The organism is Cutibacterium nasicola, from assembly GCF_052654715.2.
Genome location: NZ_CP199745.2, coordinates 222,412 through 248,535, shown reverse-complemented (window position 1 = coordinate 248,535; position 26,124 = coordinate 222,412). Strand labels below are relative to the sequence as shown.

The following is a 26,124-nucleotide window of genomic DNA, read 5'->3' as shown; positions in this document are numbered from 1 at the left end:
GCGTTGGCGACACGCCGCATCGATGAATCGGTCGAGGTGCATCATGGATGGACACAACGAGGATGATCGAAGGAGTTCGCAATGCCTGTCAAGCCACACACGTTGGGGATCATCGGAGTCGGTCGGGTCGGGGAAGCGGTGCTCTTCGACGCCATGGCAAGTGGATTGTTCGGTCGCATCGTCCTCCTCGACGTCAAGGAGAGAGTGTCTGAAGGCCAGGCTCTCGACCAACACCACGCCACCGCCGTCCCCAACATGCCCAACACAACGGTGATTGCCGGCACTCACGACGACCTGGCGGACGCCGACGTCATCGTCATCGCCGCTGGACCGTCCATCGATCCGGCCAAGGGTCCTGCCACCGGCGCCGACCGCCGCGAACTGGCAGCCACGAATGGCCAGATCATACGTGAGATCATGACCGAGATCACCAAGCGTAACCACGACGTCGCCGTCATCATCTGCTCCAACCCGCTGGACGCCAACGTTCACATCGCCAGCACCGAGTTCGATCACCCGCAGGGGCTCGTCATGGGCACCGGCACCCTCCTGGACTCAGCGCGGATGTGCCGTCTCATCGCAGACCATGTCGGTGTGAACCCGCAGTTCGTGCGCGGTTACATGATCGGCGAGCACGGTCCGTCGGGATTCCCGCTCATCAGCGGGGTCAATGTCGGTGGCGTGAGCTTCGACGACCTTCCGCGGGTCTTCGGCGTCGGTCCGCTGGATCCCGAAGACATCGCCATCCGCACCAACAATGCCGGAACCGACGTCTTCAACCTCAAGGGCTGGACGAATGCCGGAGTCGGCCAGGCCGCGATGACGATCGCGCGAGCCATCGTGCGTGACGAGCGGTCCCTCTACCCGGTCTGCACCACCCTGCACGGCCACTACGGCCACGACAGTGACGTCTCCATGAGCACCCCGTGCATCATCGGGGCCCACGGCGTCGAACAGATCGTTGAGGTGCCGCTGGACAACTGGGAACAGGAGCACCTGGACACCACGATCAAGACCATCCAGGAGACCATCGCAGCTGCCTCCTGAGGGTGACCGGTCGTGCCATGAAGTCAGCTGTGGCCCGTAGGATCGAGCCATGGAACTCCCCTCATGGCTCGGCATTCCCACTCTCGCATTCGGGCTCGGAAGCCGAACCCCCCAGCAGGGGCTCGTCCTTGCTGGAGGTGGGTCCAAGGCCTCCTTCCAGATGGGGGCGCTGCGACATCTCTATGACGTCGTCGGCATCGCCCCCACCGCCATGGTGGCGACCTCAGCCGGATCGATCGTGGCCTGTACCCTGGCTCAATGGACCGATCCCGCCAAGCAGGCGGCGGCACTGCGTCAATTGGAGACGATGTGGCTGGAGATGACTGGCCAGTCCGACATGTTCACCCCGCGGGCGTGGTTCGCGAGGCTGTTGGAGAAGGGCCCGGAATGGATGTCCCTGCTCAATCGGGAGGCTGCCAAGGCCAAGAGCCCGCGCCCGTGGATGAGCCTGCCCTTCCACCGAGGTGGGCAGGAGACGAAGGTCCCCGACCCGGCAGAACCGGTCGCGGGTCGCGACGACGACCGTCTCACCGGCCAGGCGTGGACCCTGGAGATCGCCACCCGTGATGACCCCATTTCCACCGATTCCTGGACACCGGGCGTCGTCCTGCAGCTGTTGTCCACCCTGTCGCGACTGAGCCTGGACGGCGGCGACATTTCCACCATCGTCCGTGGGGCCGAGACCTCCGCCTCGACGTACCGCGCCGGCCCCATCCTCGCCAAGCTTCTCGACAGGGACTTCTTCAAGTCAGAGTTGCTGGCCACCTCAGGAATGTCGGTACGCATTGCCACCGTCGCCCTGGAATCCGGGGAACTGCGCTACATGACCGAGTCCGGGGAGCTTGTCGACCGGGACAACAACCCCATCGGTTCCTCGACCTTCGACGTCTCCCGTGGCGTTCTCGCATCGTGCTCGATTCCTGGGGTGTTCCGTCCGGTCGACCTCGACGGGGAGCACTACGTTGACGGCGGTCTACGGGAGAACGTGCCCGCCGAGATGGCGATCGGTCACCTTGGCGTCACGAACCCATATGTCATCACGTGCTCGCCACAGGGGGTGAGCAGGGAATCTGATTACGGCTCGCGCAACATGCTCGACCTGGTGACCAGATCGGTGTCGATCCTCACCGACGAGACCGAACGCGACGAGGTCGCCTATGCCCTCAACGCCGGTGCCGTCGTCATCGGCCCGGAAATCTCCGTTCACGACTCCATGACGGTCGATCCTGGTTTACTACGCATCAACCGGGATTACGGATGGATGTGCTCGGCCGAGAAGCACGTCAAGGCCAGTTCTGATGCCCATGAGCTCATCAAGGATACGGTTCGCACTCGCGTGCGTGGCTGGGAGTTGGAGCAGGCCTGGCTCAAGGAGGAGGCGACCCGTGACGAGATGAACGAGATGCAGCACGTCAAGGATCATCTACGCGACGTCGCGACTCGGCTACCCCTCGACCTGGCTCCCGAGGGGATCGATACGTGGGGATACGTCCTTGAGGGCCACGGGCACCCGAGCGCTCCGGAGGACGTCGTCATCCCCTGGCAGGTGTGAGGACGTTCAGCACCGTCGCAGTGTCAGATGACCACCTCAGATGAGCTCGTGAAGGTCTGCCACCGAGTCCAGAATGATGTTCGGACGGTAGGGGTACTGGTCGACGTCCTCACGCCTGGTGATGCCCGAGAGCACCAAGACGGTCAGCAGGCCAGCCTCCATACCGGCAACCATGTCGGTATCCATTCGGTCACCAATCATGGCGGTCTTCTCGGAGTGGGCCTCGATGCGGTTCAGGGCGGAGCGGAACATCATCGGGTTGGGTTTTCCGACGATGTACGGCTTGTGCTTCGAGGCAGCCTCGATCATCGACGCGACGGCGCCAGTGGCAGGCAGTGGGCCTTCCTTGCTCGGGCCAGTGGCATCTGGGTTGGTGCAGATGAACCGTGCACCGTCGACGATGAACCGGACGGCCTTGGTGATGGCCTCGAAGGAGTAGGTACGGGTCTCTCCGAGGACGACGTAGTCGGGGTCGGTGTCGGTGAGGATGAACCCGGCTTCGTGCAGGGCTGTCGTCAGGCCGGCCTCGCCAATGACGTAGAGGCGGGCACCGGGGTGCTGGTCAGCCAGGAAGTGCGCGGTGGCGAGGGCCGAGGTCCAGATGTTGTCCTCCGGCACCGTCAGACCCGAAGCCTGCATCCGAGCGGCCAAGTCGCGCGGAGTGAAGATGGAATTGTTGGTCAGGACCAGGAATCGCTTCGAGGTGTCGACCCATCGATTGATGAGATCGCTGGCGCCAGGCACCTCATGGTTCTCATGGACGAGCACGCCGTCCATGTCGGTCAGCCAGCACTCGATGTCTGCAGGATCTCTCATGGGGCCAACACTATCGAGAGGCGGGCTTGCGCAGGAAGGATGCGAGGCAAAGAGAACCTCTGTGCACCTGGGGGCCACAGGTGCGACACGATATCCACCACACGGCAACCATCAGGTTCCCTGTGGACCGGTGCCCCCACTGGGACTCGAACCCAGGACCCGCGGATTAAAAGTCCGCTGCTCTAACCAACTGAGCTACGGGGGCTCTCTCAGTGTAGCGAGGCTCCCATGTCAGCGCGAGGTTGACCGGAGACCCTGCCACTGTCGGAGGTCTGTCCAACATGGCTTCCGCAAGGCCTGACGATGCCTACTTGCAAACGTCAACCACGACTTCAGAGTTGGCAGAAACCCTGCGACGTGCCGTCCTGTTGCCGCCCTCCTTCGGCATCCTTGTCAGTACCAACAGCATCACCCCTAGTCAGCGCAGAGTAAGAGTCCCTTGGTGACTCTCTTGAATCTCGAATAACATCTTTGACATTCTCAGCCCCTTCTCGGCGTGTCCCGTTGACGTGGGCAGAACGATCCTTCAGCTGAGTGGACGAAACCGTTTTCGCCGCCTTGAATGACCTTGTCACGCGAGGTGTTCCTGGCTGGGTCGGTGGACGGATCCGGGGAAGAGTCAGGAGCGTCCTACACGGAGGCGGGTCCACACGCCGGAAGGAGTCAGTTCCATGGGTGTAGTGCGCCCGATTCGGGCCGGGGTCGCAACTCTGGCCACCGCTGGTCTCGCAATCGGCGGCAGTCAGTTCTTCGCCCCCCAGGCGCAAGCCTCCAAGACCGCAGTCATGGCCCGTGTGTCGGCTCGCACCGCCGTCAACATCAGGTCCCAGGCAGGCACCCACGGAAAGATCCTGGGCGTGCTCGAGAAGGGCCAGCAGCTTAATCAAACCGGCACCCCGGTGCATGGCTGGGTTCCGGTTGCCTACCGTGGCCACACGGCTTACGTTGACCACCACTACCTGTCATCGGTCGCCTGGCGACCTTCGACCTCGAGCCCCTCCGCATCCAGCTCGCCAGTTGGGTTCGCCCAGGCAACGACGTACGTCCATGTCCGCGCAGGGCACTCCATGCAGGCCGCCAAGGTGGGGATGCTCTCCCCCGGCGAGAAGGTCGGCGTCACCGGACGTTCCTCAGGAGGATTCAGCGAAGTCGTCTACAACGGGGTTCACCGTTGGGTCGGGTCGCGCTACCTGAGCACCCATGCCGTCCCGCCCGCACCGAAGCCAGCGGCGGCACGTCAATCGGCCAGGACCGTCTACACCACAGCCAACCTCAACCTACGAACCAGCGCCTCCATGAGCGCCTCCATATACACATCCGTCACACGCGGCACCGCCCTCACCACCACCGGAAACACCACCTCCGGATGGACCCAGATCACCCACCGCGGACGCACCCTGTGGGCCTCCACCCGATACCTCACCACCAACACCCGACCCACACCGAAACCAGCGGCGGCACGTCAATCGGCCAGGACCGTCTACACCACAGCCAACCTCAACCTACGAACCAGCGCCTCCATGAGCGCCTCCATATACACATCCGTCACACGCGGCACCGCCCTCACCACCACCGGAAACACCACCTCCGGATGGACCCAGATCACCCACCGCGGACGCACCCTGTGGGCCTCCACCCGATACCTCACCACCAACACCCGACCCACTCCAGCCCCCGGGCCCACGCCCAGCCCTTCTGTCTCACCCAGTAGGGCCCGGGCCGCCATTGTCAACTATGCGAAGGCGCAGGTGGGTAAGCCCTACATCTGGGGAGGCGAGGGCCCAAACGGCTTCGACTGCTCCGGCCTGGTGATGAAGGCCTACCAGCAGGCTGGAATTGATCTGCCCCATTACTCAGGGGCACAGGTCGAGCGTGGCCATCGCATTTCCTTGGACGAGATCCAGCCGGGCGACCTCTTTGCCCGACCGGGTGGCGGTCACGTCGCCATCTACGTCGGTAACGGGCAGATCGTGGAAGCAGCGAACCCCAGTGCTGGAGTGCGCCTCACCTCCATCCGCTCCTCGTTGTACCCACTTCGCATTGACTCAAGCATCCTCGACTGAATCACCACAGCGTCGGCAACCCCAGGGGGTTGCCGACGTCTGTCATTTCTGATGTGCTGCGACCCCGTCGGCCAGAATGCCGAGTCGACGATTTCTCGCCTGCGATGGGACCCAGATATGATGGTCCAGTTCAACGGTTGCCATTGGTCGGCCTCCGCTGAGTCCCGGTCGTCCAGAGGCCTAGGACACCGCCCTTTCAAGGCGGCAACGCGGGTTCGAATCCCGTCCGGGATACGTCCACGAGCCCCGTACCGAATCCGGTACGGGGCCTTTTCATGTTCCACAGACGTCTGATGTACACACTCCCCCTCACGTCTCCCCTCGTCTTCCAGACGGCCACAGCCCTCGACACAGTCTGACCATCCACCGTTCGGGGTCCGTTCCGCACCACCTCCACCCCGAACCCACCTCACGGTATTCGCTCACAGAGAACGTCACACTCCAGGAACGACCCCCGAGAGAATGGGCAACGCCCCTGGTCAACGGGCTTTTGACGGCTGCTTCCTGACTCGATTTCCCTTCTGTCCCACAAACTTGCTATATTTTTCGAGCTGCCTGAGGCAGCGGTCAGGACTCGGAAGAGTCAAGGCCCCGTAGCGCAGTTGGTTAGCGCGCCGCCCTGTCACGGCGGAGGTCGTGGGTTCAAGTCCCATCGGGGTCGCTGAAGCGGTGATGAGTTCATCACCGCTTTCGTGTTCACGAGACGTTTGCATGGACACGATGGCCGGGTAGCTCAGTTGGTAGTAGCGTTCGCCTGAAAAGTGAAAGGTCACCGGTTCGACCCCGGTCCCGGCCACCCCAAAGGGTGTTCTGCCATGCTGCGGCCCCTCAACTTGCGCCTGATCCGTCTCCTGGCCATGCTCTGACCGGCCCTGTGGCGTCATGACTCCCCGTCCTGCCTGGATCCTCGGTACCCACACGTTGCCGCATGGTGCCCAGCGGGTTCAATGTCGTCTACCAAGGCGGCTCGGGAACCTCGACACCCGTGAACTTCATCAGTCCGTGTACCAGTCTCTGGCTTCCAGCATCCGAAGTCCTCGACATGGTCCGATTCCGAACAAGGACCACGAGCGTCTGCCGCTACCGCTTCGCAACCAGCGTCGCTGCCCTCCTCCAAGATCTGACAGCCCCGGGATACAGCGAATCACTTCACTGATCCGCTCATGAGACCGGACACGAAATACTTGCCCAAGGCGATGTACACCAGCAGGGTCGGCAGGCAGGCGACGAGCACGCCAGCCATGATCTGCGGATAGTTCGGGTTCTGTCCGGACGCCAGCGCGTTCAGGCCGAAGGTGACCGGGCCGTTGTTCTGGTTCGTCAGGAACAGTGCGAAGAGGAAGTCATTCCATGCACTGGTGAACTGCCAGATGAGGGTCACGACGAATCCGGGAATGGACACCGGAAGCACGATCCTGGCGTAGGTCGAGATCGTGGCAGCGCCGTCCACCCGAGCTGCCTCGATGATCTCCGAAGGCACTGCGGTGGCGTAGTAGTTGCGGAAGATCAGCGTGCAGATCGGGATTCCGTAGACCACGTGGCACAAGATCAGAGTAGGGACACCGGCGAACCACGGCACTCCCTGCTGGATGTCCAGCATCATGCCCGACAGCGGAATCATGATGGCCTGATAGGGAATGAACATTCCGAACAGGAACAGCACGAAGATGACGTGGGATCCAGGGAACGTCCACTTCGCGAAGACGTAGCCGTTCAGGGATCCCAGGATGGCTGAGATGACGGCTGCCGACACTGCCATGACGAGAGAGCGCCCCAGGGCCGGTGCGAGGGCGTCCCAGGCGGCCTGCCAGCCACCCACCGACCACACCCGGGGCAACGTCCACGCAGTTGATTGATCGTAGCCGGAAGGCGTCTTGAAGCTCGTCACGAGCAGGGCATAGGCAGGAGTCAGCACGAGTACCGCGAAGAACGCCAGAAGGACGTACCGGACCGCACTCATGGTCTTCTGGGCAGAGGTGCGACGACGACGGCGCCTCGGCAGGTCGGGCAAGGCATCACCGGACAGGGTGGAATCGGGGGGCATGTCGGCCCCACCCGGAAGCACCGTGGTGGTCATCAGCGTCCTCCCTTCTCGGTGCGGTTGGTGTAAATCAGGTAAGGTACGACGACCACGGCCACGATGACCAACAGGATCGTCGCGTTGACGGCGGCAGCCGTCGGGTTGTTGAGCTGGAACATCTGCGTCCACATCAGGGTGGCCGGCACCTCAGCCGTGTAGGAGCTCTGGCCGGCGATGGCGTAGATGAGGTCAAACATCTTCATCGACATGTGGCCGACGATGATGAGGGCACTCAGGGCGATGGGCGAGAGCTGGGGGAACAGCACGTTCCAGTAGAGCTTGAACTCGGAGGCGCCGTCGACCCGCGCAGCCTCACGCTGGTCCACGGAGATGCCTCGGAATCCAGCCAGGAAGAGAGCCATGATGTAGCCCGAGAGCTGCCAGATCGCCGGGATGGCCATAGCAGCCATGTTGAACTTTCCGGATGAGTACCAGGACGACTGCAACCCCGGCATTCCCAGGTGGACGAAGAGTTGGTTGAGGCCGGTGGCCTGGCCATCCTTGGCCGGGGACAACAGCCACCTCCAGATGACGCCGGCAGCCACGAAGGAGACGGCCATCGGGAACAGGAACACCGACCGGAAGAAGCCCTCGCCGGTGACGCCCTGTTCCAGCAGCAGGGCCCACAACAGTCCGAACACCATGGTTCCGGCAACGAAGACCACCGTCAGAACCAGGAGGTTCCACATGGCGTGCTGATAGCGGTCGTCGGCCAACAACTGAGAGTAGTTCTCCCAGCCACCAGGCGCCTTGATGCGTCCCGACTTGGTCTTGACCCGAGCCAGCGAAGTGAACACGGTCTTTCCGATGAAACCGTAGACGAAGACACCCACGAGGATGATTGACGGCAACACGAGGAGAAAGCTCGGAAGCCAGCGCCTCACTCTTTTCATGATGACATCTCCCGGATTCTGGGGGTGAGAAGCACGGCACAGTGCTCTGAAGACATGCCCGAACTCCTGACGCCGTCCCACCACGGGAGCGACCCGACGTCAGGAGCAGTACCTCCGGCATGGTGTGGGGCCCGCCAGCGCAGGCCGCACACCAGTCACGCCGGAATCAGACGGCTCACTTTCCGTACCTGTCGTGTGCGGCCGCCAAGGAGGAGGCCAGATTGTCGGTGTTCTTGTCCTGGTAGAACTTGCTCATCGCGGTGTTGATCTCGGAGCTCCAGGCCAGCGAGACAGCAGCGCCGTGGGCTATCGAGGAAACCATCGGCAGCTCCTTGAAGTCCTTCATGGCGTCCTGCTGGTAAGTGCTGAATCCGTCAGGCTTGACGTCGGTACGGGCCGGGATCGATCCCTTGATCTTGTTGAACGACTCCTGGGCCTCGGCAGAACCGACGAAGCGCAACCAGTCCCTGGTGGCCTCGGGGTTCTTCGTGCCGGCCGGCAGGGTGAAGGAGTCGGCCAGGAAGTCGTAGACGATCTCCTTGCCGGGCACCGCGAAAGCCGTGTAGTCGGTACCGTACTTCTTGCCCTTCATGTCGAACTCAGCAACGGCCCAGTCACCCATGACGTTGTAGGCGGCCTTGCCAGAGGCGACCATGTCGGTCGCGGCTGGCCAGTCATCACCATCGGAAGCGGTGTTGGTGAAGGTGAGGACCTTCTTGTAATCCTCGATGGCGGTCTTGACCTCGGGGCTGTCCCACGTGCCGTCCGCGGTGAACAGCTTGTTGTAGCCGTCGGCACCCAAATCGGCGGCCAGGATGGACTCGAAAAGCTCGGTCTGGGTCCAGGTGCCACCGATGGACAACGGAGTGGCGACGCCGGAAGCCTTGACCTTCTCCATGTCGGCGATCCAGCCCTTGACGTCGTCCGGGGTCTTGGTGATACCGGCCTTCGTGATCAGGGCGGAGTTGGCCCACACGACGTTGGCGCGGTGGATGTCGACCGGCACCGAGTAGATGTGCCCCTCAACGGTCAGCCGATCGGTGAGGGTCTTCGGGAAGACCGACTCCCCACCGAGCTCCTTGATGATGTCGTTGACGGGCTCGATCTGCTCGTTGTCGATGTAGTCGGTCAGTTCAGCGCCCGCGTGGCCCTGGAAGGAACCTGGCGGGTTGCCGTTCTTGAGGTCGGAGGCCAGCTTGGCCTTGGCGTTCGAGCCGGATCCACCAGCGACGGCCAAGTTCTTGAACTTGTCGTTCGGGTACTTCTCGGCGAACACCTTCTCGAGGGCGTCGAGACCCTTCGCTTCGGAGCCGTCGGCCCACCAGGTGAACACACCGACCTCGCCACCGGCACCTCCTGCCTTCGGAGTCGACGAGGACGTCGTCGACTCCTTGCCCCCGCTCTCGTCAGTCGTGGTCGAGCTGCAGCCAGCCAGGACGAGCATCGACGCCGTCGCGAGGGCTGCGATCTTCTTCGCGAACATTCCAAACCTCCGTGTGGTTCGGTCAGACCCCGTCCCACGGCCCCAGTGCCGTGGAGTTGATCTGCACCTGCTGGGCGACACTGCCCAGCAGGGAGAAGTTTGGCACAAAAATGTCAGCACCGCCCAGAAAACTGGTGGATGTGAGATTTCACGCCAAATATGCGCCTACCCACCGGCCCATCTCCGCAAAGACGCTAGCTCGCACTGACGGCGCGGAAAGCACCAGGTCGTGCAGTCCACCCCTGATACGGACCAGGGTGAGATGACGTCCCAGATTGACCGAGGCACGGGCCAACCTCTCGACGTCGAGAACGGTGTCAGCCGACGCCATCGACGGTTTCCAGGTCGCGGACAGGTCACTGCGGTCCGAGATCAGCACCAACATCGGGACGTCGATGTGAAGTCCTCGGGCCACCTTCTCGTGACCGTCAAGGATGGCAGCCAGCCAGCCAGCACGAGTGACGAATGGTGCCCAGGAAGGATCCTTCACCTCGGGAACGTCCCACTCGCCGCCGAACTCGCGACGGATGGTGTGACCGAAGTTGTCCCGTGACGGAATGGGCAGCACCGTGGTGGGCTCCGCGATGCGCACTGACCGGGCCAACGGTCCAGCCAGCGCCCGGGTGAGGAATGATCCCTGCAGGTCGATCCACGGGGAGTTGAGAATGACCCCGTCAACACGTCCCGGGTGACGTGAGACCCACAACGGCACGGTGAGCCCCCCGGTGGAGTGGCCCATCATCGTCACCGAGTCGTGGTCGACGCGCAGCAATGACACCGCTGCGTTGATCTCCTCGTCGTACTCGGCAAGGTCACGCACCCAGCCAGCCATCTGGCCAGGGACAAGATTTCGTCCGTACCGACGCAGGTCAAGACCGATGAAGTCATATCCCCAGCTCTCCACTGCCTCGGCCAGGTGAGCTTGGTAGAAGCAGTCTGACCAGCCGTGGACGTAGAGCATTGCACGACCTTGACGTGGCTGACGACGGCGCACCACACTGGCAGTCAGAAGTCCGTCGGGGTCACCGACGGACTTGACCGCATGCGGGAGCCCGATCCGGGCATATTCAAACCCGTCGATCAGAGGGTCGTTGAGCCACCTCATGGCCGCATTACCGGCTCAGTCGTCCTCGCCGTAGTGGGCGTACTTCTCGGCAAGATCGGCATACTCATCAGACAGGCCGTCCTCGTCATGAGGATCCTCCCGCTGACGAATGTCGCCTCTTAGCTCTCGCTCCAGTGATTCGAGATCCATGTCCACCGAACGATACTTCAGATCGCGGGCAACCTTGGTCTGTTTCGCCTTTGCACGGCCGCGCCCCATGTGGGTCGACCCCCTCGCTTCATCAATAGCGGCTTTGCCGCCCAAAATCATCAACTGTCGTGGGGCACAGGCTACCCGAGCGACGACCTCGGTACCAAAGTGAGCCACCGCAAGTTTCATTTCCGGGCGAACGGCCTAGCGGCGAGGATGGCTCGAAACCAGCACCGCCCCCGGTTCGTCGAGTCCGCCACGACGGGAAACATGACCGCATTGCCATGCGGAAAGACCGCGACCGGCGAGCAGCTCAATCGCCTCGGGAATGTTCGCCTCTGGCATGATCACGACCATCCCGACCCCCATGTTGAGGGTTGCCTCGATATCAGGTTGTGAGATGTCGCCCACCTGCTGGACGAGGTTGAAGATCGGGGCAGGAGCCCATGTCGACCGGTCGACAGTAGCGGCGAGATCGTCGGGTAGAACGCGAGCAAGGTTGTTGGCCAGTCCCCCGCCTGTGACATGACTCATGGCGTGTACCTCAACATGACTGATGAGGGCCAACAGGTCAGATGCGTAGACGGTGGTGGGCTCAAGGAGCTCCTCGCCGAGGGTGCGCCCCAGGTCGTCGACGTGACGGTCGAGACCCCAACCCGCGTCAGCCAGCAGCACCTTGCGGACCAGCGAGTAGCCGTTGGAGTGCAAGCCCGAGGAGGCCACCGCCAGCAGGGCATCGTCGTCCTGAACCCGCTGCGGACCGAGGATCCCTTCGTACTCGACGGCTCCCGTGGTGGCACCTGCGACGTCGTACTCGTCAGGGGCCAACAGGCCGGGGTGCTCGGCCGTCTCGCCGCCGAGCAGCGAGCAGCCGGCCTTGGCGCAGGCGGCGGCGATGCCCTTGACAACGTTGGCGATCCGGTCCGGATCGACGTGACCACAGGCGACGTAGTCGGTGACGAACCACGGCTGCGCACCCACCACGACGAGATCGTCAACGAGCATGCCCACCAGGTCGAAGCCGATGGTGTCGTGGACGTCCATGGCCTGGGCGATGGCGACCTTGGTACCGACACCGTCAGTCGAGGTGGCGAGCACCGGATGGCGGTACTTCCCCAGCGCGGAGGCGTCGAAGAAACCAGCAAAGCCTCCCAGGCCACCGAGAACCTCCGGACGACGGGTGGCTGCCACGTGGGCCTTCATGAGGTCGACGGCACGCTCACCGGCCTCGATGTCGACGCCGGCGCGGGCGTACGCGGACTCGTTGCTCACTGCTTCTCCTCATCGGGATCGGTAGGGGTGGTGACGGCGACGACGTCTCGCGCGGAGGTGGGCACCTGCACGGGGTAGACACCGTCGAAACAGGCCCGGCACAGGTTGTCAGCGTCGACGTGGGTGGCTCGGATGAGGCCCTCAAGGCTGACGTAACCCAGAGAATCGGCGCCAATGGATCGACAGATGTCCTCGACCTCCAGTCCGGGGGCGATGAGCTGGGCACGGGTGGCGAAGTCGATGCCGTAGAAGCAGGGCCATTTCACCGGCGGCGAGGAGATGCGCACGTGCACCTCGGCAGCACCCGCCTCGCGCAACATCCGGACGAGTTGACGCTGGGTGTTGCCGCGCACGATGGAGTCGTCGACGACGACGATGCGGCGTCCCTCGATGACGTCCCGCAACGGGTTGAGCTTGAGACGGATGCCAAGGTTGCGCAGGGTCTGGGAGGGCTGGATGAAGGTCCGACCGACGTAGGAGTTCTTGACCAGACCCATGCCGTAGGGAATACCGGACTCGTCCGCATAACCGATAGCAGCCGGGGTGCCGGACTCGGGCACCGGGATGACGAGGTCAGCGTCGACGGGGTGTTCCTGGGCCAGGATCTTGCCGATCTTGACCCGCACGTTGTGGATGCGTCGTCCGGCAATGACGGTGTCGGGCCGGGCCAGATAGACGTACTCGAAGATGCAGCCCTTGGGACGGGCCTCGGCGAAGTGACTGGTGCGCAGACCGGCGGCGTCGATGGCGATCATCTCACCGGGCTCGATCTCGCGAACGAAGGTGCCCCCGACGATGTCGATGGCGGCAGTTTCGGAGGCGACCACCCATCCGCTGGGGAGGCGTCCCAGCACAAGCGGCCTGATGCCCTGCGGGTCACGAGCGGCGCACAGGGTGTGGTCGTCCATGAAGACGAGACTGAAGGCCCCCTTGAGGTGAGGTAGCACCTGGGTGGCGACTTCTTCAAGGGTGCCGTCGTAGGTCGTCATGAGGGCGGTGACGAGCGAGGTGTCGTTGCTGGAGTCCATCCGGTCCTTGTGAGGAACGTCAGTGCTCGGAGCGCGCTCGGCGATGAGGGCCTCAAGGGCGTCGGCGTTGGTGAGGTTACCGTTGTGGGCCAAGGCGAGGCCTCCACCACCCTGACGAGAGCGGAAGGTCGGCTGGGCGTTGTCCCAGACGCTCGCGCCTGTCGTCGAGTAGCGGGTGTGGCCGACGGCCATGTGGCCCCGCAGGGAGTTCAGGGTGGCCTCGTCGAAGACCTGGGAGACCAGCCCCATGTCCTTGAAGACCATCATTCGGCGACCGTCCGACACCGCCATGCCAGCGGATTCCTGGCCTCGGTGTTGCAGGGCATACATGCCGAAATAGGTGAGCTTGGACACCTCTTCACCGGGGGCATAGATCCCGATGACGCCACAAGCGTCCTGGGGTCCGTGATCCTGGGGATCGAGGTCTGCGGTAAGCCTTCCGTCTGCGCACGGCACGAGGCCACGGTATCGCACAATGGCCGAGGGTGGCTGTGGAACAGTTGTCAGGAGCGTCAGGGCGCAGATCTCAGCCCCTGGCCGGGGTCACCTTGCCGGCCACCAGGACGGCCAGCAGGGTCGCCGCGACACCGACGCCGAACGTCACCGCATAGGCCGGCGTGGCACCTCCCCGATCGGCGAGACGTCCGGCCATCGTCGTCCCGAAGGCATAACCCAGGCTGTTCATGGCCGCCATGAGGGTCATGACGGTGCCGATCCGTCCGGCGGACGCGGCGCGCTCCGCAACGCTGAAGAGGGTAATCATGTACGGCGCCGCAGCCACACCGAGGACGATCAGGGCCGGGACCAGCGGACCGAGGTGATGGACGATGAGCAGCGGGGCCGCGAACACCGCCAGTCCCAGGGCGAAGAACTTCCACCGTGCGACGAGGTCCAGACGACGTGCCAACCTCGGCAGGGCCAGGCCGGCGGCCGCACTACCCACCGACAGCAGGGCGTGCAGCAGACCCGCCAGGCCAGGTCGTCCCGTCTGCGTGGCAAGACTGGTAGTTCCGGTCTGGACGGACCCGAAAACCATGCCCATGAAGATCATGCCGACGCAGGTGGCCAACACACCGGCGGTGAGCAGCGGACCAGGAGCACGACGTTGCGCCGGGGTCGAGACCCCCTGGCGGTCGGTCCCGGCGCGGTGACCCTCGACGAGTTTCGACGTCGGGTCCAGGGCGAACCAACTGCCCAGCACCACCAACATCGCACCGGCGACGACGAGGCCAGGGACGGGACCCGCAATCACCGCGAGGATGCCGACCATGGCTGGTCCGAGGGCGAAGGAGGCCTCATCAATGGACCCCTCCCATGCGAAGGAGGTTTCCAGCACCCCTGCTTCGATCTTGGGATTTGCTGCTCCCATGGCACGCCAGCGAACCCGCGCCATGGTGCCGATCTGAGGCAGGAAGAATCCCGCCACTCCGCCGATGGCGGCCACGATCGGCCACACTGCCCCCATCGCGGCAACCACTCCCTCGGCGGTCAGGGCGAGTCCACCGACCAAGGACTGCACCAACAGCACCGTGCGCTGACCATGACGGTCGGTCAGGGCGCCGAAAATGGGAGAGCCGATGGCGATGGCCAGGGCGACGATGCCCGCAGCCAGACCACCAGGGCCCAGCCGCCCCGAGACCTGTGGGCTGGACACGAGCAACAGGGTGCCCAGCTGGCTCATGGCCAAGGGCAGACGAGCCAAGGCGGAGACGGTGACGAAGGTGCCGCCTGGCAGGGAGAACAGAGTTCGGTAGCTCACGGAGCCGGAGGACATGGGCGGGCCTCTCGATGACGGGGACAAGTGGCTGTCCGCGTCTGCCCACCCTTCTGACGCGAGCCCCGGTGATCGTCACTCAGACGGGGCAACTGCCCGCCGAACGTCCCAGGCCCTGCCTACCGGCACGACCGGAGGCAGGGCCATTCTACGCGGGAACACCCTTCAGCGGAACTTCACTCAGCCAGGCCGGCGAGCATGAGGGCCTCGGTGAGGATGGCCTTGCGGAAGTCACCCAGGTGCAGGGACTCGTCGATACCATGCATGCGCGATTCCGGATCGGTGACGGCCGTCACCAGAACGGTGGCCTGCGGGAAGGCATTCTGCAGATCGGTCACCAACGGGATGGCACCGCCGGTGCCCATCTCGACGGGCTCCTGACCCCAGGCCAGCTTGAAGGCCTCGTTGGCAACCTCGGCGCGCTCACCGGTGAAGGGGACGACACCCGGCTGGCCAAGCTGGCCGGGTGTCACCTTGACGTGGGCGCCGAACTCGACGTGGGACTCCAGATGCTTGACGAGAGCTTCCATGGCCTCATCGGCGTCCTGACCAGGGGCGACGCGCAGGCTGATCTTGGCACGGGCGGTGGCTGGCAGGATGTTGATGGCGTCGGCAACCGGGGTGGCGTCGATGGCGATGACGGTGACCGACGGCTTGGTCCACATCTTCTCGACGGCGCGTCCCTGACCGACCCACTGGACTCCGTCAAGGACACCGGTCTCCTCGCGCAGACGGTCCTCCGGGTAGTCCAGCTGCGGGCCGGCAAATCCCTTGAGCCCGTCAACGGTGACCTCACCGGTCTCGTCATGCAGGGTCGCAATGAGGCGGCACAGAGTCGTCAGGGCGTCGGGAACGATGCCGCCGAACTGACCGGAGTGCAGCGCGTGGTCGAGGGTGGAGACCTCCACGACGCAGTCAACGACGCCACGCAGGGTGGTCGTCAAGGAGGGCACGACCTGGGTCCAGTTGACCGAGTCGGCGATGACGATGACGTCAGCGGCCAACTCCTCCTTGTGGTTGGCGATGATGGCGTCCATGGACGGGGAGCCGATTTCCTCCTCACCTTCGACGAAGAGGGTGACGCCAACCGGGGGCTTGCCGTCGAAGGCACGGATGGCGGCCAGATGGGCAGCGACGCCACCCTTGTCGTCAGCAGTGCCACGCCCGAAGAGACGTTCTTCCTTGGTGGTGGCCACGAACGGGTCGGTGTGCCACTCGTCGGGGTTGCCGGTGGGCTGGACGTCACCGTGGGAGTACAGCAGGACGGTGGGCTTGCCCTCGGGGGCTGGCCAGTGGGCGATGACAGTCGGCAGTCCATCATTCTCGGTGATGACGTTGACGTCTGCGGCGCCAGCCTCCTTGGCCGCAGCTGCGACGAAGTCGGCTCCGGACCTCACGTCGTCGGGTCGCTGGGAACTGACCGACCGGACTGCGACGTGACGGGTGAGCTGTTCCACCGCATCGTCGAAACCGGTATCCACTTTGGCAGACAGGTCCTTGAAAGCATGAGAAAGATCCATGGTCAAAGTGTAGGAGTGCGAGTCCTCGTTCGTATCAAGCAATGGCACTCTTGAGAGGCCACCCAGGGAGGTCCCGCGTGATCCTACTTGTCGACAACCATGACTCCTTCACCTTCAACCTCGCGCACCTGTTGGCCCAAGTCAGCGGTACAGCGCCGGTGGTGGTACGCCCCGAAGACATTGAACGGGACGGGGTTTTCCACCGGCTGGCTGACGGCGAGTTCGATCACGTGGTCATTGGACCAGGACCTGGTTCTCCGCTCACCGAAGCGGACTTCCATGTTGCTGGCCAGGTCATTGATGCTTCCGCCAGGCTCCCCCTGCTTGGGGTATGTCTCGGTCACCAAGGTCTTGGGCTGCGCCACGGTGCTCAGCTGCAGGCAATTCGGCCACGTCACGGTGTCGTGAGCCAGATTCATCATTCGGGACGCGGGATCTTCACCGGATTGCCACAGGACTTCGAGGCCACTCGGTATCACTCGCTGTGCCTGTCGGCACTGGGCGATGACACTTTTGAACACGCTCGCGCCGAGGATGGCACCATCATGGCGTTCAAGGTTGCAGATCGGCCGCACTGGGGTGTGCAGTTCCATCCCGAATCAGTGATGACACAGGTGGGGGCCCAACTCGTCGCCAACTTCTTGGCGATCGGCCACCCCCACTGCACAACGGTGTCTGGCGACTTGGCGTCGAAAAATCGCAGCCCCAGCTGTCCTCCTTCACGCACGATCCTTCAGACCCCGGCGAGGTGGGAAATATGCCACCGTGAGGTCGACATCGATCTCGACACGGAAGCTACCTTCGCCGCACTGGCTGGTGACGTTGACGCCTTTTGGTTGGACTCGGCGGCCGCACGCGACGACACCGGTCGGTGGAGCATCATGGGCACGGCGGCGGGATCGGCGTCGGAGGTGATCAGTTACGACGTCAACACGAATACGTTGCTGGTCAATGGGCGATCCGAGCCTGGTGATGTGCTGGGGTTTCTGGCACGCCGTCTTGCGGAAGGAGCGACGAGGCCGAAGCTCGGTGACATCCCGTTCACTGGCGGCTACGTCGGCTTCCTGGGCTATGAGTGCAAGGCGTTGACCTTGGGGCCGAACGCGCACCGCAGCGACATGCCCGACGCGATGTGGCTGCGCCCGGCAAGCTGGATTGCCTATGACCATGACGAGCAGCGCGCCACTCTACTGGCTCTGGTGGACCACGACGCGCCACACCGTGACGAGACTGCTGATCTGCTTGACACGTTGGCTCTGGCGTTGGTGGCTCGCCGAGGACCTGATGAACCACCAAGCCCGCCGATCAGCGTTCCTGCTGGGTCGTGGCGGCTGAGCTGCGAGGCGTATCAAGACCGGACCCTCACGATTCAGCGGGCGTTGGCTCGCGGCAACTCGTACGAGGCCTGTCTCACCGACACGTGGACTTCCAGGTGCGACGTGAACGGCTGGAAGCTGTACCGGGCGCTACGACGTCGAAATCCGGCTCCCTACGGCGCGTACCTTCGGTTCAGCAACCCGAACCTCGAGGTGTGCTCCTCCTCCCCGGAACGGTTCTTGCGAATACGTGACGGCATCGTCGAGTCCGCACCGATCAAGGGGACGATGGCCCGCTGTGGTAACCGTGTCGAGGATGCCCAACGCGTCATTGATCTGCGCACCGACGCCAAGAACCGCGCCGAAAACCTCATGATCGCCGATCTGGTGCGCAATGACCTGTCGCGGGTGTGCCAGCCCGGCACGGTGGAGGTGCCGCACCTGATGAAGATCGAGTCGTACGCGACGGTGCACCAGATGGTGACCACGGTGCGCGGACAGTTGCGCGGGGATGTCGGGCTGGTCGACGTGCTGCGAGCCACGTTCCCTGGTGGGTCGATGACGGGGGCACCCAAGGAACGATCCGTGGAGATACTGGACAGTTTGGAGGCTGGCGCCCGAGGAATCTACTCGGGGGTGCTGGGCTACCTCGGGTTCGATTGCACTGCCGACCTCAGCATTGTCATTCGGACGCTGGTCCGGGCCGGGGCGGGGGTCTCGGTCGGTGCCGGTGGCGCGATCGTCGCCGCATCCCAGCCTGACGAGGAGTGGTGCGAGAAGAACCTCAAGGCGGCGGCCCCATTGGCGGCCCTCTCTGAGGCGAGGCAAAGGTCCTCGCGTAGCCAATAATCGTGAGGAGACGATTACCACACGCGGTGGCAGACGGAACACCGTCTGGTCCATAAGATCGTCGACCAGGAGATCCGCATCGCAAGGTGTCTTTGTCACAGCGGTACATGAGCATGACCCGCATGAACGCCACAGCTCTTGGGCAGCACCACTCGCCGTCAGCTCAGGTCAAGAGTTCTCGTCACTCCCCCAGGGCAGCCGGAATCGGCTTGCGCCAAGTGCGCTCGATCTCGTCGAGTGACAGGCTGAACAGCCCGTTGACCTCGAACTCGCCGTGATCGATGACCTCACCGATGCGGGCGACCGGCGCACCATGCTCCTGGCACAGCTCCTTGAACTCGCGGTAGTCGGCACCGGACAACGAGACGACGGCGCGAGCCGGCGACTCCGAGAAGAGCATCACCGAGGGCTCCCCCTCGGGCAGGGTGACCGAGGCACCGAGGCCGCTGAGCAGACAGCTCTCCACGAGAGCCTGGGCCAGGCCGCCGTCGGACAGGTCGTGAGCGCTGGAGAGCAGACCGCGCCTGGCAGCCTCCACCATGACCGCGGCCAGGGCCTTCTCGGCGTTCAGATCGGGCATCGGGGGCATGCCGCCGAGGTGACCGGCGTGAATGACGTCGTCGTAGACCGATCCACCGAACTCGCACTTCGTGGTGCCGAGCAGCAGGACAGCGTCACCGTCATGGGCGAAGGCGGAGGGGATGCGGGTGCGAACGTCGTCAATGACACCGAGGACACCGACGAGCGGGGTCGGCCGGATGGACTCGTCACCAGTGCGATTGTGCAGGGAGACATTGCCACCGGTGACCGGCATACCGAGCTCACGGCAGCCGTCGACCAGGCCGAGAATGGTTTCGTCGAACTGCCACATGATGTCGGGGTCGTACGGGGAGCCGTAGTTGAGGCAGTCGGTGACGGCCACCGGGGTCGCACCGCTGATGGCAACGTTGCGATAGGCCTCGCACAGCGCCAGCTGAGCGCCCAGGTACGGGTTGAGGGTGGTCTGACGGCCATTAGCGTCCAGGGACAGCGCGATGCCGAGGTTGGTCTGCTCGTCGACACGGATCATGCCGGCGTCGTTGGGCTGGGACAGCACCGTGTCGCCACGCACGAAACGGTCGTACTGGTCAGTGATCCAGGAGCGGTCGCACAGGTGGGAAGAACCGACCAGCGCCAGTAGAGCACCGGCCAGACCCTCTCCCGAGTTGTCGCGCGGAAGGTTGTTGGCGTCATCGCCGTTGAGCTCGTCGATCCACCACGGGCGCGCCGCAGGCATGTCGAGGACCGGCCCGTCGTGGGCGACGGTGCGCGGATCGACGTCGACGATCCGCTCGCCGTGCCAGTCGATGTGGAGACGACCGGTGTCGGTGACCTCGCCGATGACGGTGGCGGCCACTCCCCAGCGATCACAGATCTTCATGAACTCGTCGAGCTGGTCCGGGCGCACCACGGCGGCCATCCGCTCCTGGGACTCGCTCATGAGGATCTCCTCGGCAGCGAGGCTCGGGTCGCGCAGCGGGACGCGGTCGAGCTCGATGTGCATACCACCGTCACCGGCGCTGGCCAGCTCCGAGGTGGCGCATGAGATACCGGCTGCGCCGAAGTCCTGCAGGGCTTCGACGACCCCGGCGTTGAACAGGTCGAGGGTGCACTCGATGAGCAACTTCTCCATGAAGGGATCGCCCACCTGGACGCTGGGCCGCTTGGACTCCCCTTCGGCGGCGAAGGACTCGGAGGCCAGGATCGACGCGCCGCCGATCCCGTCACCCCCCGTCGCGGCACCGAAGAGGATGACGAGGTTGCCCACACCGGAGGCCTTGGCGAACTGCAGGTCCTCGTGACGCAGCACGCCGACGCACAGCGCGTTGACCAGCGGGTTGCCGTAGTAGGTGGGGTCGAAGAGGGTTTGGCCACCGATCGTCGGCAGGCCAAGACAGTTTCCGTAGTCAGCGATGCCGGAGACGACACCGGGCAGCACTCGGGAGGTGTCGGAACCACCGAGGGGCCCGAAGGCCAGGGCATTCATGACGCCGACCGGGCGAGCACCCATGGCCATGATGTCTCGAACGATGCCGCCGACTCCGGTGGCTGCGCCCTGATGCGGCTCGACATAGGACGGGTGGTTGTGGGACTCCGCCTTGAACGTGACGGCCAGTCCGTTTCCGATGTCGACGACGCCAGCGTTGTCACCGATGCCTGCCAGCAGCGGGCCGAGCGGCGTGCGCTGGGGCAGGTCACCGAAGCGTCGTAGGTACTTCTTCGACGACTTGTACGAGCAGTGCTCCGACCACATCACCGAATACATGGCGAGCTCGCCGCCGGTCGGGCGACGTCCCAGGATCTCCCGGATGCGCTGGTACTCGTCAGCGGACAACCCCAACTCAGCCCAGGGCTGCTCGACGTCGGGGGTGCTGACGGCGTTCTCAACTGTGTCTGCCACAGGACCAATCTAGCCGTTGGATGGCGTCATTGCCGCCCCGACCACGTATTGCCGGCTCACTCAGCGCATGGGGAGAGCGCAACGTCTTACCATGAGCCCCGTGAGTACCGCCCCATCGAACCCTCGTCACCGCGGTGCCATGACATGGGTGGTGTGGATCACCGCGGTCATCGCCTACGGGTTTGCCGTCATGCAGCGAACCTCTCTGGGCGTCACGGGGCTGACGGCCGCAGACCATTTCAACGCCCCGGCGTCCGTCGTCGCCACTTTCATGGTGCTCCAGCTCGCGGTGTACGCCGTTCTGCAGATTCCGGCCGGTGTGGCCGTCGATCGGTTGGGGTCACGAGTCGTCATCGCTGCCGGATCAGTCCTCATGGCCGTGGGACAGGTCGTCATGGCCCTGGCCGGGAGTGTGGGAGGTGCCATGCTCGCCCGCATCCTGGTGGGATGTGGCGACGCCTTCATCTTCGGTGCTGCGGTGCGTCTGGTGCCTGCTTGGTTCCCGACTCGTCAGATCCCGCTGATGACTCAGCTCACTGGCCTGTTGGGCCAGTTCGGACAGGTTGTCTCGGCCGTCGGCCTGGTGGCGATGGTGGAGACCAGCGGGTGGCGTTCGAGCTACTTCCTCGCTGCGGCCGGGGCGGCACTGGCCGCAGTGCTGGCCGTCCTTCTCATCCGTGACGCCCCGCCCGGAGTCGAGCCGGAACGCACCGACGCCAATCTCAAGCAACTCCCCCACCAGGTTGTCGAGGTCGTCAAGCATCCCTCGACGAGGATGGCCTTCTGGGCCCACATGTCGTCGAACTTCGCCGGCATCGTCTTCTCACTGATGTGGGGAATGCCCTACCTCACTCATGCTGAAGGCCGATCAACCGCCACTGCCTCGACTCTCATGACGGTGTACGTCATTGCCAATGCCATCGCCGGTCCCACGGCTGGCATCCTCACCAGTCGCCACCCGCTTCGTCGCGGGACCCTCATCGAGGCAATGATCACCGTCTCTGCGCTGGCGTGGCTCGTCGTCCTGATCTGGCCGGGACGCGCCCCACTGTGGATGCTCTACGTCCTCGTCATCTGCCTGGGCATCTCACTGCCCGGTGGGGGCGTTGGGTTCGACGTGGCTCGCACCTTCCAGCCCGGCAACCGGCTGGCCACCGCGACCGGTGTGGCCATCACGGGCGGATTCTTCTTCGGCCTGCTGGAGATCGAGATCATCGGTCTGCTTCTCGAGGTACTGTGTCCCGGCGGGCACTACACCCTCAGTGGCTTCCGCTGGGCCATGTCCACCCAGCTCATCATCTTCGCCATCGGTCTCATCGGCCTGGAGGTCAACCAGCGCCGTCTGTACCGGATCATGATCGACAACGGCGTGACGGTGCCGACGTGGCGGGAGGCACTGGCACGCCAGTGGCGGGTCGTCAAGCAGCGTCGCCGCTGAACAACCCGCCACTGTCAGGCGCGATGGGGCTCGTCACTCAGCTGTTGTAGTCGCGGGCCGTCTCCGCACGAGAGGCCGCGTCACGAAGCTCCTTGACCGTCCGCGTCAGGCCACCCGTGGCCGAGGGGTGGTGCGCCAACCAATGATCGGCATCCTCGACGACGTCACCGTCCGGGAAGAGTCCGATCACCAAGCGCTGGGCCATCTCGATCGGGAACTCCTGCCAGATCTGTTCCAGGTCGTCGAAGTAGGAGCCGTTGAGGCTGGCGAAGATCTCGGCCCCCAACGGGGTGCGCAGACCGTCGATGAGTGCCAGGCAGTGCTCGTTGGACAGCTCGCCGGGGGTGCGCAGGCGACGGTAGGCGTCCTGCTTGGCAACATCGTCAGGACAGGCGGTCAGGGCGGCCATGTGGTGGGCGACGCCGGTCTTGGTGCGGTCACGCTCCAGCTCGGCGTCGAGGTCCTCGGCGCTGGCCTGGCCAAGGGCGGCCAGGGCCATCCAAGCCTGCCACCTCAGCTCAGGATCGACAACCAGATCCGTGACGTTGCCGTCGAGAAGTCCGCGGACCTGACCAGCCGACTCGTGGTCGGCTGCCGACAGAGCCAGGGCGTGGCGGGCCCAGATGCGCTGCAAGTCGCTGCCGGGCTCGGACTCGTCAAGTCCCTGCCATGCTCGAGCGGCCTCGGCTCGACGCGCGTTGTCGCGAGCCGAATCAGGCAGGTAATTCTCGACCGCCATCCGCACCTGCTGCAGGACGGCGGTGAGGATGGCCGGTTCAGTCTCCTTGGGGCCGTGCAGGGCAACAGCGTCGAGGTAGTCCTGCACCTTGAGCTTGGCGTCGCGCACCGCGTTCCACAGCATCGACCAGACCAGGGCGCGGGCCAGTGGTTTCGACAGGCCGGACAGGTGGGTCAGCACAGTTTTCGTCCCGGTAGCCCCAAGACGCACCTTGGCGTAGGTGAGGTCGTCGTCGTTGATGAGGATGAGATCCGGGGCGGGCTTGCCGACGGCCTCGGGCACCGGAGTACGCGGCGAGGACAAGGTCACATCGATGAGGTCAGTGCGCACCAGATCGTCTCCCTGCAGGGAGTACAGACCGACGCGAAGGGTGTGAGGACGATTGACGTCGTGGCCGGTACGCAGGTCGACGGAGTCACGCACCACGGCGAGCTCCTGGACGACCCCGTCACGAACGGTGAGTTCCGGCAGCAGAACGTCAGGTCCGGTGGTCTTGAGCCAGGCGTTCACCCAGGAGCTCAGGTCTCGACCGCATGCCTTCTCGAGGTGACGGATGAGATCGTCGAGAGTGGCTGAGGAGAAGGCCAGTTCGCGGAAGTAGTGGCGTGCCGCGCTGAAGAACTTCTCGACGCCGACGTGGGCGACGAGCTGCTTGAGCACCGACGCACCCTTGGCGTAGGTGATGCCATCGAAGTTCTGACGGGCGGCCTCCAGATCGACGATGTCGGCGACGATCGGGTGCGTCGTCGACTGCTGGTCGGCGGTGTAGGCCCAGGCCTTGCGACCGACGGCGAAGTTCGTCCAGGCCTCGCGGTACTCGGTGGCGTTGACCGAGGCATGGGCTCCCATGTACTCGGCGAAGGACTCCTTGAGCCACAGGTCGTCCCACCACTTGGGGGTGACGAGGTCTCCGAACCACATGTGAGCCATCTCGTGGAGGATGGTGTTCGTCCGACCGGCAAGCTCGGAGCGAGTGGCCGGGCCGCGGTGGATGTAGTTCTCGGTGAAGGTCACGAGGCCCGGATTCTCCATGGCGCCGAGGTTGTACTCGGGCACGAAGATCTGGTCGTACTTGCCCCACGGGTAGGGGTAACCGAAGGCGTCGTGGTAGAAGGCCAGGCCCTGCTTGGTGATCTTGAAGATCTCCTCATGATCCACGTACTCGGCCAAGGATGCGCGAGCGAGAATGCCCAGCGGGATGGACTCCGAGCCGTCGCGGGAGTGCCATTCGTCCTCGAATCGGACGTACGGGCCAGCGGCGATGGCGGTCAGGTAGGTCGACATCCGCGGGGTGAGGGCGAAGTCGTGCAGGATGCCGCCGTCCTCCTCGCGGGTGTCCTCATGGACCTGGTTGGAGATGACGCGCCATCCCTGCGGTGCGAGAACATCGAAGTCGACGTGGGCCTTGAGGTCGGGCTGTTCGAAGACCGCGTACATGCGCCGGGAATCAGCAGCCTCAAAGTGGGTGTAGAGGTAAACCTTGCCGTCGGCGGGATCGACGAAGCGGTGCAAGCCCTGGCCAGTGTGTTGGTAGGGCAGCTTGGCGGTGACGACGACGAGATTCTTACGATGAGTATGGAGTCCGTGAAGCTGGATACGAGAGCCGTCATACTCCGGCTCGACCTCCTCATCGTTGACGATGACCGACTCAATCTCGCCGTCGAGCAAGTCCAGGAAGGTGTCGGGCTCCTTGGTCGAGAATCGCACCCTGGTGCTGGAGGTGAAGTGGGTGGCCCCATCAGCGTCGGCACCGCGCACGTCAACGCGGACGTGGTACCTCTCGACAGTGATGATCTCGGACCGGTGACGGGCTTCTTCGCGGGTCAGATTCTTCGTACTCACACCACCAGAGTATGGCAGTGGCGCGTGCCATGAGCGTCTAGACCGAGCAGTTCCTCTGGATGAAGCTGTACCTCGAACCGATCAGGGTGTCTCATGTCCGCTGTTGACGGGTACGAGCCGGCGGGCAAGGGCAGCCGTGTCAGGGTAGGTCATCCAGCGATTCCTTTGGACAATCGACCTGCTGGACCGTCACCCCATGGGCCACGTCGTAAACCCGACACGCGACCGAGGATGCCGATTTGCCCCCGTCAGGTGGCAACAGAGAGCCTGACTCCATATGCCTGTATAAGTCGACACGAAACCGGGTCCCCTCACGACTACGCACAACCCACCGGTCGACGACGTTAACATCCGGCGGGTTGGTCTCGTTGAACCATGTCTGCGCGGCGTCCGCACGTTCAGCCGGGGAGGTGAGCCCATGCGAGTCCAACTCCTTGCGCAACGCGTCGGGCAGGTCGTAGTCAGCTCGCCCAGCAACATCCTCATCCGTCTCAGACTGGATCGTGCTGCAACCCGCCACACCGAAGCAGAACAGCACACACGCAGTCATGACGACCACGAACCGAGGACTCCTCATCGGCGCCCCCTCAGTTCTCGCCGAGCAACCGCACACCGCTCCGGCAGATACGCATCTATGGTACCAGCACCCCTGGCACATCCACATCGCACAGTCACGATTGCGACTAAGACGCGAAGTTCTAACAAGAAAGGCAGGGC

Annotated in this window: 18 protein-coding genes and 4 tRNA genes; 8 read left to right on the top strand and 14 right to left on the bottom strand. The window is 64.0% G+C overall.

The genetic code is table 11. The features are described from left to right. The first annotated feature begins 81 nt into the window (after positions 1 to 81). Positions 82 to 1,047: a lactate/malate family dehydrogenase gene (locus tag ACUCCZ_RS01115; protein ID WP_435918353.1), complete on the top strand. Its 966-nt coding sequence runs from the start codon at positions 82 to 84 to the stop codon at positions 1,045 to 1,047. Between the two features lie 49 nt (positions 1,048 to 1,096). Beyond that, complete coding sequence (locus ACUCCZ_RS01110) at positions 1,097 to 2,599, top strand: patatin-like phospholipase family protein (RefSeq protein WP_435918354.1); 1,503 nt, start codon at positions 1,097 to 1,099, stop codon at positions 2,597 to 2,599. Positions 2,600 to 2,635: 36 nt separating this feature from the next. Here the strand turns inward: ACUCCZ_RS01110 and ACUCCZ_RS01105 are convergent, their stop codons facing one another. Both ACUCCZ_RS01105 and ACUCCZ_RS01100 read right to left on the bottom strand, forming a co-directional pair. Then, positions 2,636 to 3,415 (bottom strand): HAD-IIA family hydrolase, encoded by a 780-nt coding sequence (locus tag ACUCCZ_RS01105; protein WP_435918355.1) that lies wholly within the window; start codon positions 3,413 to 3,415, stop codon positions 2,636 to 2,638. A 131-nt stretch (positions 3,416 to 3,546) separates the two neighbouring features. Next, positions 3,547 to 3,620: transfer RNA gene (locus tag ACUCCZ_RS01100), tRNA-Lys, on the bottom strand. 466 nt (positions 3,621 to 4,086) lie between these two features. On the opposite strand from ACUCCZ_RS01100, the gene ACUCCZ_RS01095 reads away from it, so the two are divergent. The 4 genes from ACUCCZ_RS01095 (at position 4,087) to ACUCCZ_RS01080 (ending at position 6,274) form a co-directional block, all read left to right on the top strand. Further along, a complete protein-coding gene (locus ACUCCZ_RS01095) occupies positions 4,087 to 5,478 on the top strand; it encodes a C40 family peptidase (RefSeq protein WP_435918356.1) in 1,392 nt (463 codons plus the stop codon). 161 nt (positions 5,479 to 5,639) lie between these two features. Next, a tRNA-Glu gene (locus ACUCCZ_RS01090) sits at positions 5,640 to 5,712 on the top strand. Positions 5,713 to 6,065: 353 nt separating this feature from the next. Continuing rightward, positions 6,066 to 6,139: transfer RNA gene (locus ACUCCZ_RS01085), tRNA-Asp, on the top strand. 61 nt (positions 6,140 to 6,200) lie between these two features. Next, positions 6,201 to 6,274, top strand: a tRNA-Phe gene (locus tag ACUCCZ_RS01080). Positions 6,275 to 6,622: 348 nt separating this feature from the next. Here ACUCCZ_RS01080 and ACUCCZ_RS01075 read toward each other — a convergent pair. From ACUCCZ_RS01075 to ACUCCZ_RS01035, 9 genes are all read right to left on the bottom strand, one after another. Beyond that, a complete protein-coding gene (locus ACUCCZ_RS01075; RefSeq protein WP_435918357.1) occupies positions 6,623 to 7,555 on the bottom strand; it encodes a carbohydrate ABC transporter permease in 933 nt (310 codons plus the stop codon). Beyond that, positions 7,555 to 8,451, bottom strand: coding sequence for a carbohydrate ABC transporter permease (locus ACUCCZ_RS01070; RefSeq protein ID WP_435918358.1), 897 nt, complete (start codon positions 8,449 to 8,451; stop codon positions 7,555 to 7,557). The genes ACUCCZ_RS01075 and ACUCCZ_RS01070 overlap by 1 nt, the downstream gene beginning before the upstream one ends. A 175-nt stretch (positions 8,452 to 8,626) precedes the next feature. Continuing rightward, positions 8,627 to 9,934: an ABC transporter substrate-binding protein gene (locus ACUCCZ_RS01065; RefSeq protein ID WP_435918359.1), complete on the bottom strand. Its 1,308-nt coding sequence runs from the start codon at positions 9,932 to 9,934 to the stop codon at positions 8,627 to 8,629. A gap of 148 nt (positions 9,935 to 10,082) precedes the next feature. Continuing rightward, positions 10,083 to 11,039, bottom strand: coding sequence for an alpha/beta hydrolase (locus ACUCCZ_RS01060; RefSeq protein ID WP_435918360.1), 957 nt, complete (start codon positions 11,037 to 11,039; stop codon positions 10,083 to 10,085). A gap of 15 nt (positions 11,040 to 11,054) precedes the next feature. Beyond that, positions 11,055 to 11,258 carry a DUF3073 domain-containing protein gene (locus ACUCCZ_RS01055; protein ID WP_435918442.1) on the bottom strand — a complete coding sequence of 68 codons (204 nt, stop codon included), beginning with the start codon at positions 11,256 to 11,258 and terminating at the stop codon, positions 11,055 to 11,057. A gap of 135 nt (positions 11,259 to 11,393) precedes the next feature. Next, complete coding sequence (purM, locus tag ACUCCZ_RS01050) at positions 11,394 to 12,461, bottom strand: phosphoribosylformylglycinamidine cyclo-ligase (RefSeq protein WP_435918361.1); 1,068 nt, start codon at positions 12,459 to 12,461, stop codon at positions 11,394 to 11,396. After that, on the bottom strand, positions 12,458 to 13,945 hold the full coding sequence (gene purF / locus ACUCCZ_RS01045; protein ID WP_435918362.1) for an amidophosphoribosyltransferase: 1,488 nt from the start codon (positions 13,943 to 13,945) through the stop codon (positions 12,458 to 12,460). Before purF ends, purM begins: the two co-directional genes overlap by 4 nt. A gap of 70 nt (positions 13,946 to 14,015) precedes the next feature. Next, positions 14,016 to 15,263 (bottom strand): MFS transporter, encoded by a 1,248-nt coding sequence (locus ACUCCZ_RS01040; RefSeq protein ID WP_435918363.1) that lies wholly within the window; start codon positions 15,261 to 15,263, stop codon positions 14,016 to 14,018. A gap of 176 nt (positions 15,264 to 15,439) precedes the next feature. After that, a complete protein-coding gene (locus tag ACUCCZ_RS01035; protein WP_435918364.1) occupies positions 15,440 to 16,783 on the bottom strand; it encodes a dipeptidase in 1,344 nt (447 codons plus the stop codon). 77 nt (positions 16,784 to 16,860) lie between these two features. On the opposite strand from ACUCCZ_RS01035, the gene ACUCCZ_RS01030 reads away from it, so the two are divergent. Then, on the top strand, positions 16,861 to 18,948 hold the full coding sequence (locus ACUCCZ_RS01030; RefSeq protein ID WP_435918365.1) for a chorismate-binding protein: 2,088 nt from the start codon (positions 16,861 to 16,863) through the stop codon (positions 18,946 to 18,948). Between the two features lie 181 nt (positions 18,949 to 19,129). Here the strand turns inward: ACUCCZ_RS01030 and purL are convergent, their stop codons facing one another. Next, positions 19,130 to 21,388 carry a phosphoribosylformylglycinamidine synthase subunit PurL gene (purL, locus tag ACUCCZ_RS01025; RefSeq protein WP_435918366.1) on the bottom strand — a complete coding sequence of 753 codons (2,259 nt, stop codon included), beginning with the start codon at positions 21,386 to 21,388 and terminating at the stop codon, positions 19,130 to 19,132. Positions 21,389 to 21,527: 139 nt separating this feature from the next. Here purL and ACUCCZ_RS01020 point away from each other — a divergent pair, with 139 nt between their 5' ends. Further along, positions 21,528 to 22,826 carry an MFS transporter gene (locus tag ACUCCZ_RS01020; protein WP_435918443.1) on the top strand — a complete coding sequence of 433 codons (1,299 nt, stop codon included), beginning with the start codon at positions 21,528 to 21,530 and terminating at the stop codon, positions 22,824 to 22,826. 37 nt (positions 22,827 to 22,863) lie between these two features. On the opposite strand, the gene pepN is transcribed toward ACUCCZ_RS01020, so the two are convergent. Then, positions 22,864 to 25,407 (bottom strand): aminopeptidase N, encoded by a 2,544-nt coding sequence (pepN, locus tag ACUCCZ_RS01015; RefSeq protein WP_435918367.1) that lies wholly within the window; start codon positions 25,405 to 25,407, stop codon positions 22,864 to 22,866. 139 nt (positions 25,408 to 25,546) lie between these two features. Then, positions 25,547 to 25,984: a hypothetical protein gene (locus ACUCCZ_RS01010; protein WP_063811685.1), complete on the bottom strand. Its 438-nt coding sequence runs from the start codon at positions 25,982 to 25,984 to the stop codon at positions 25,547 to 25,549. Positions 25,985 to 26,124: the final 140 nt, after the last annotated feature.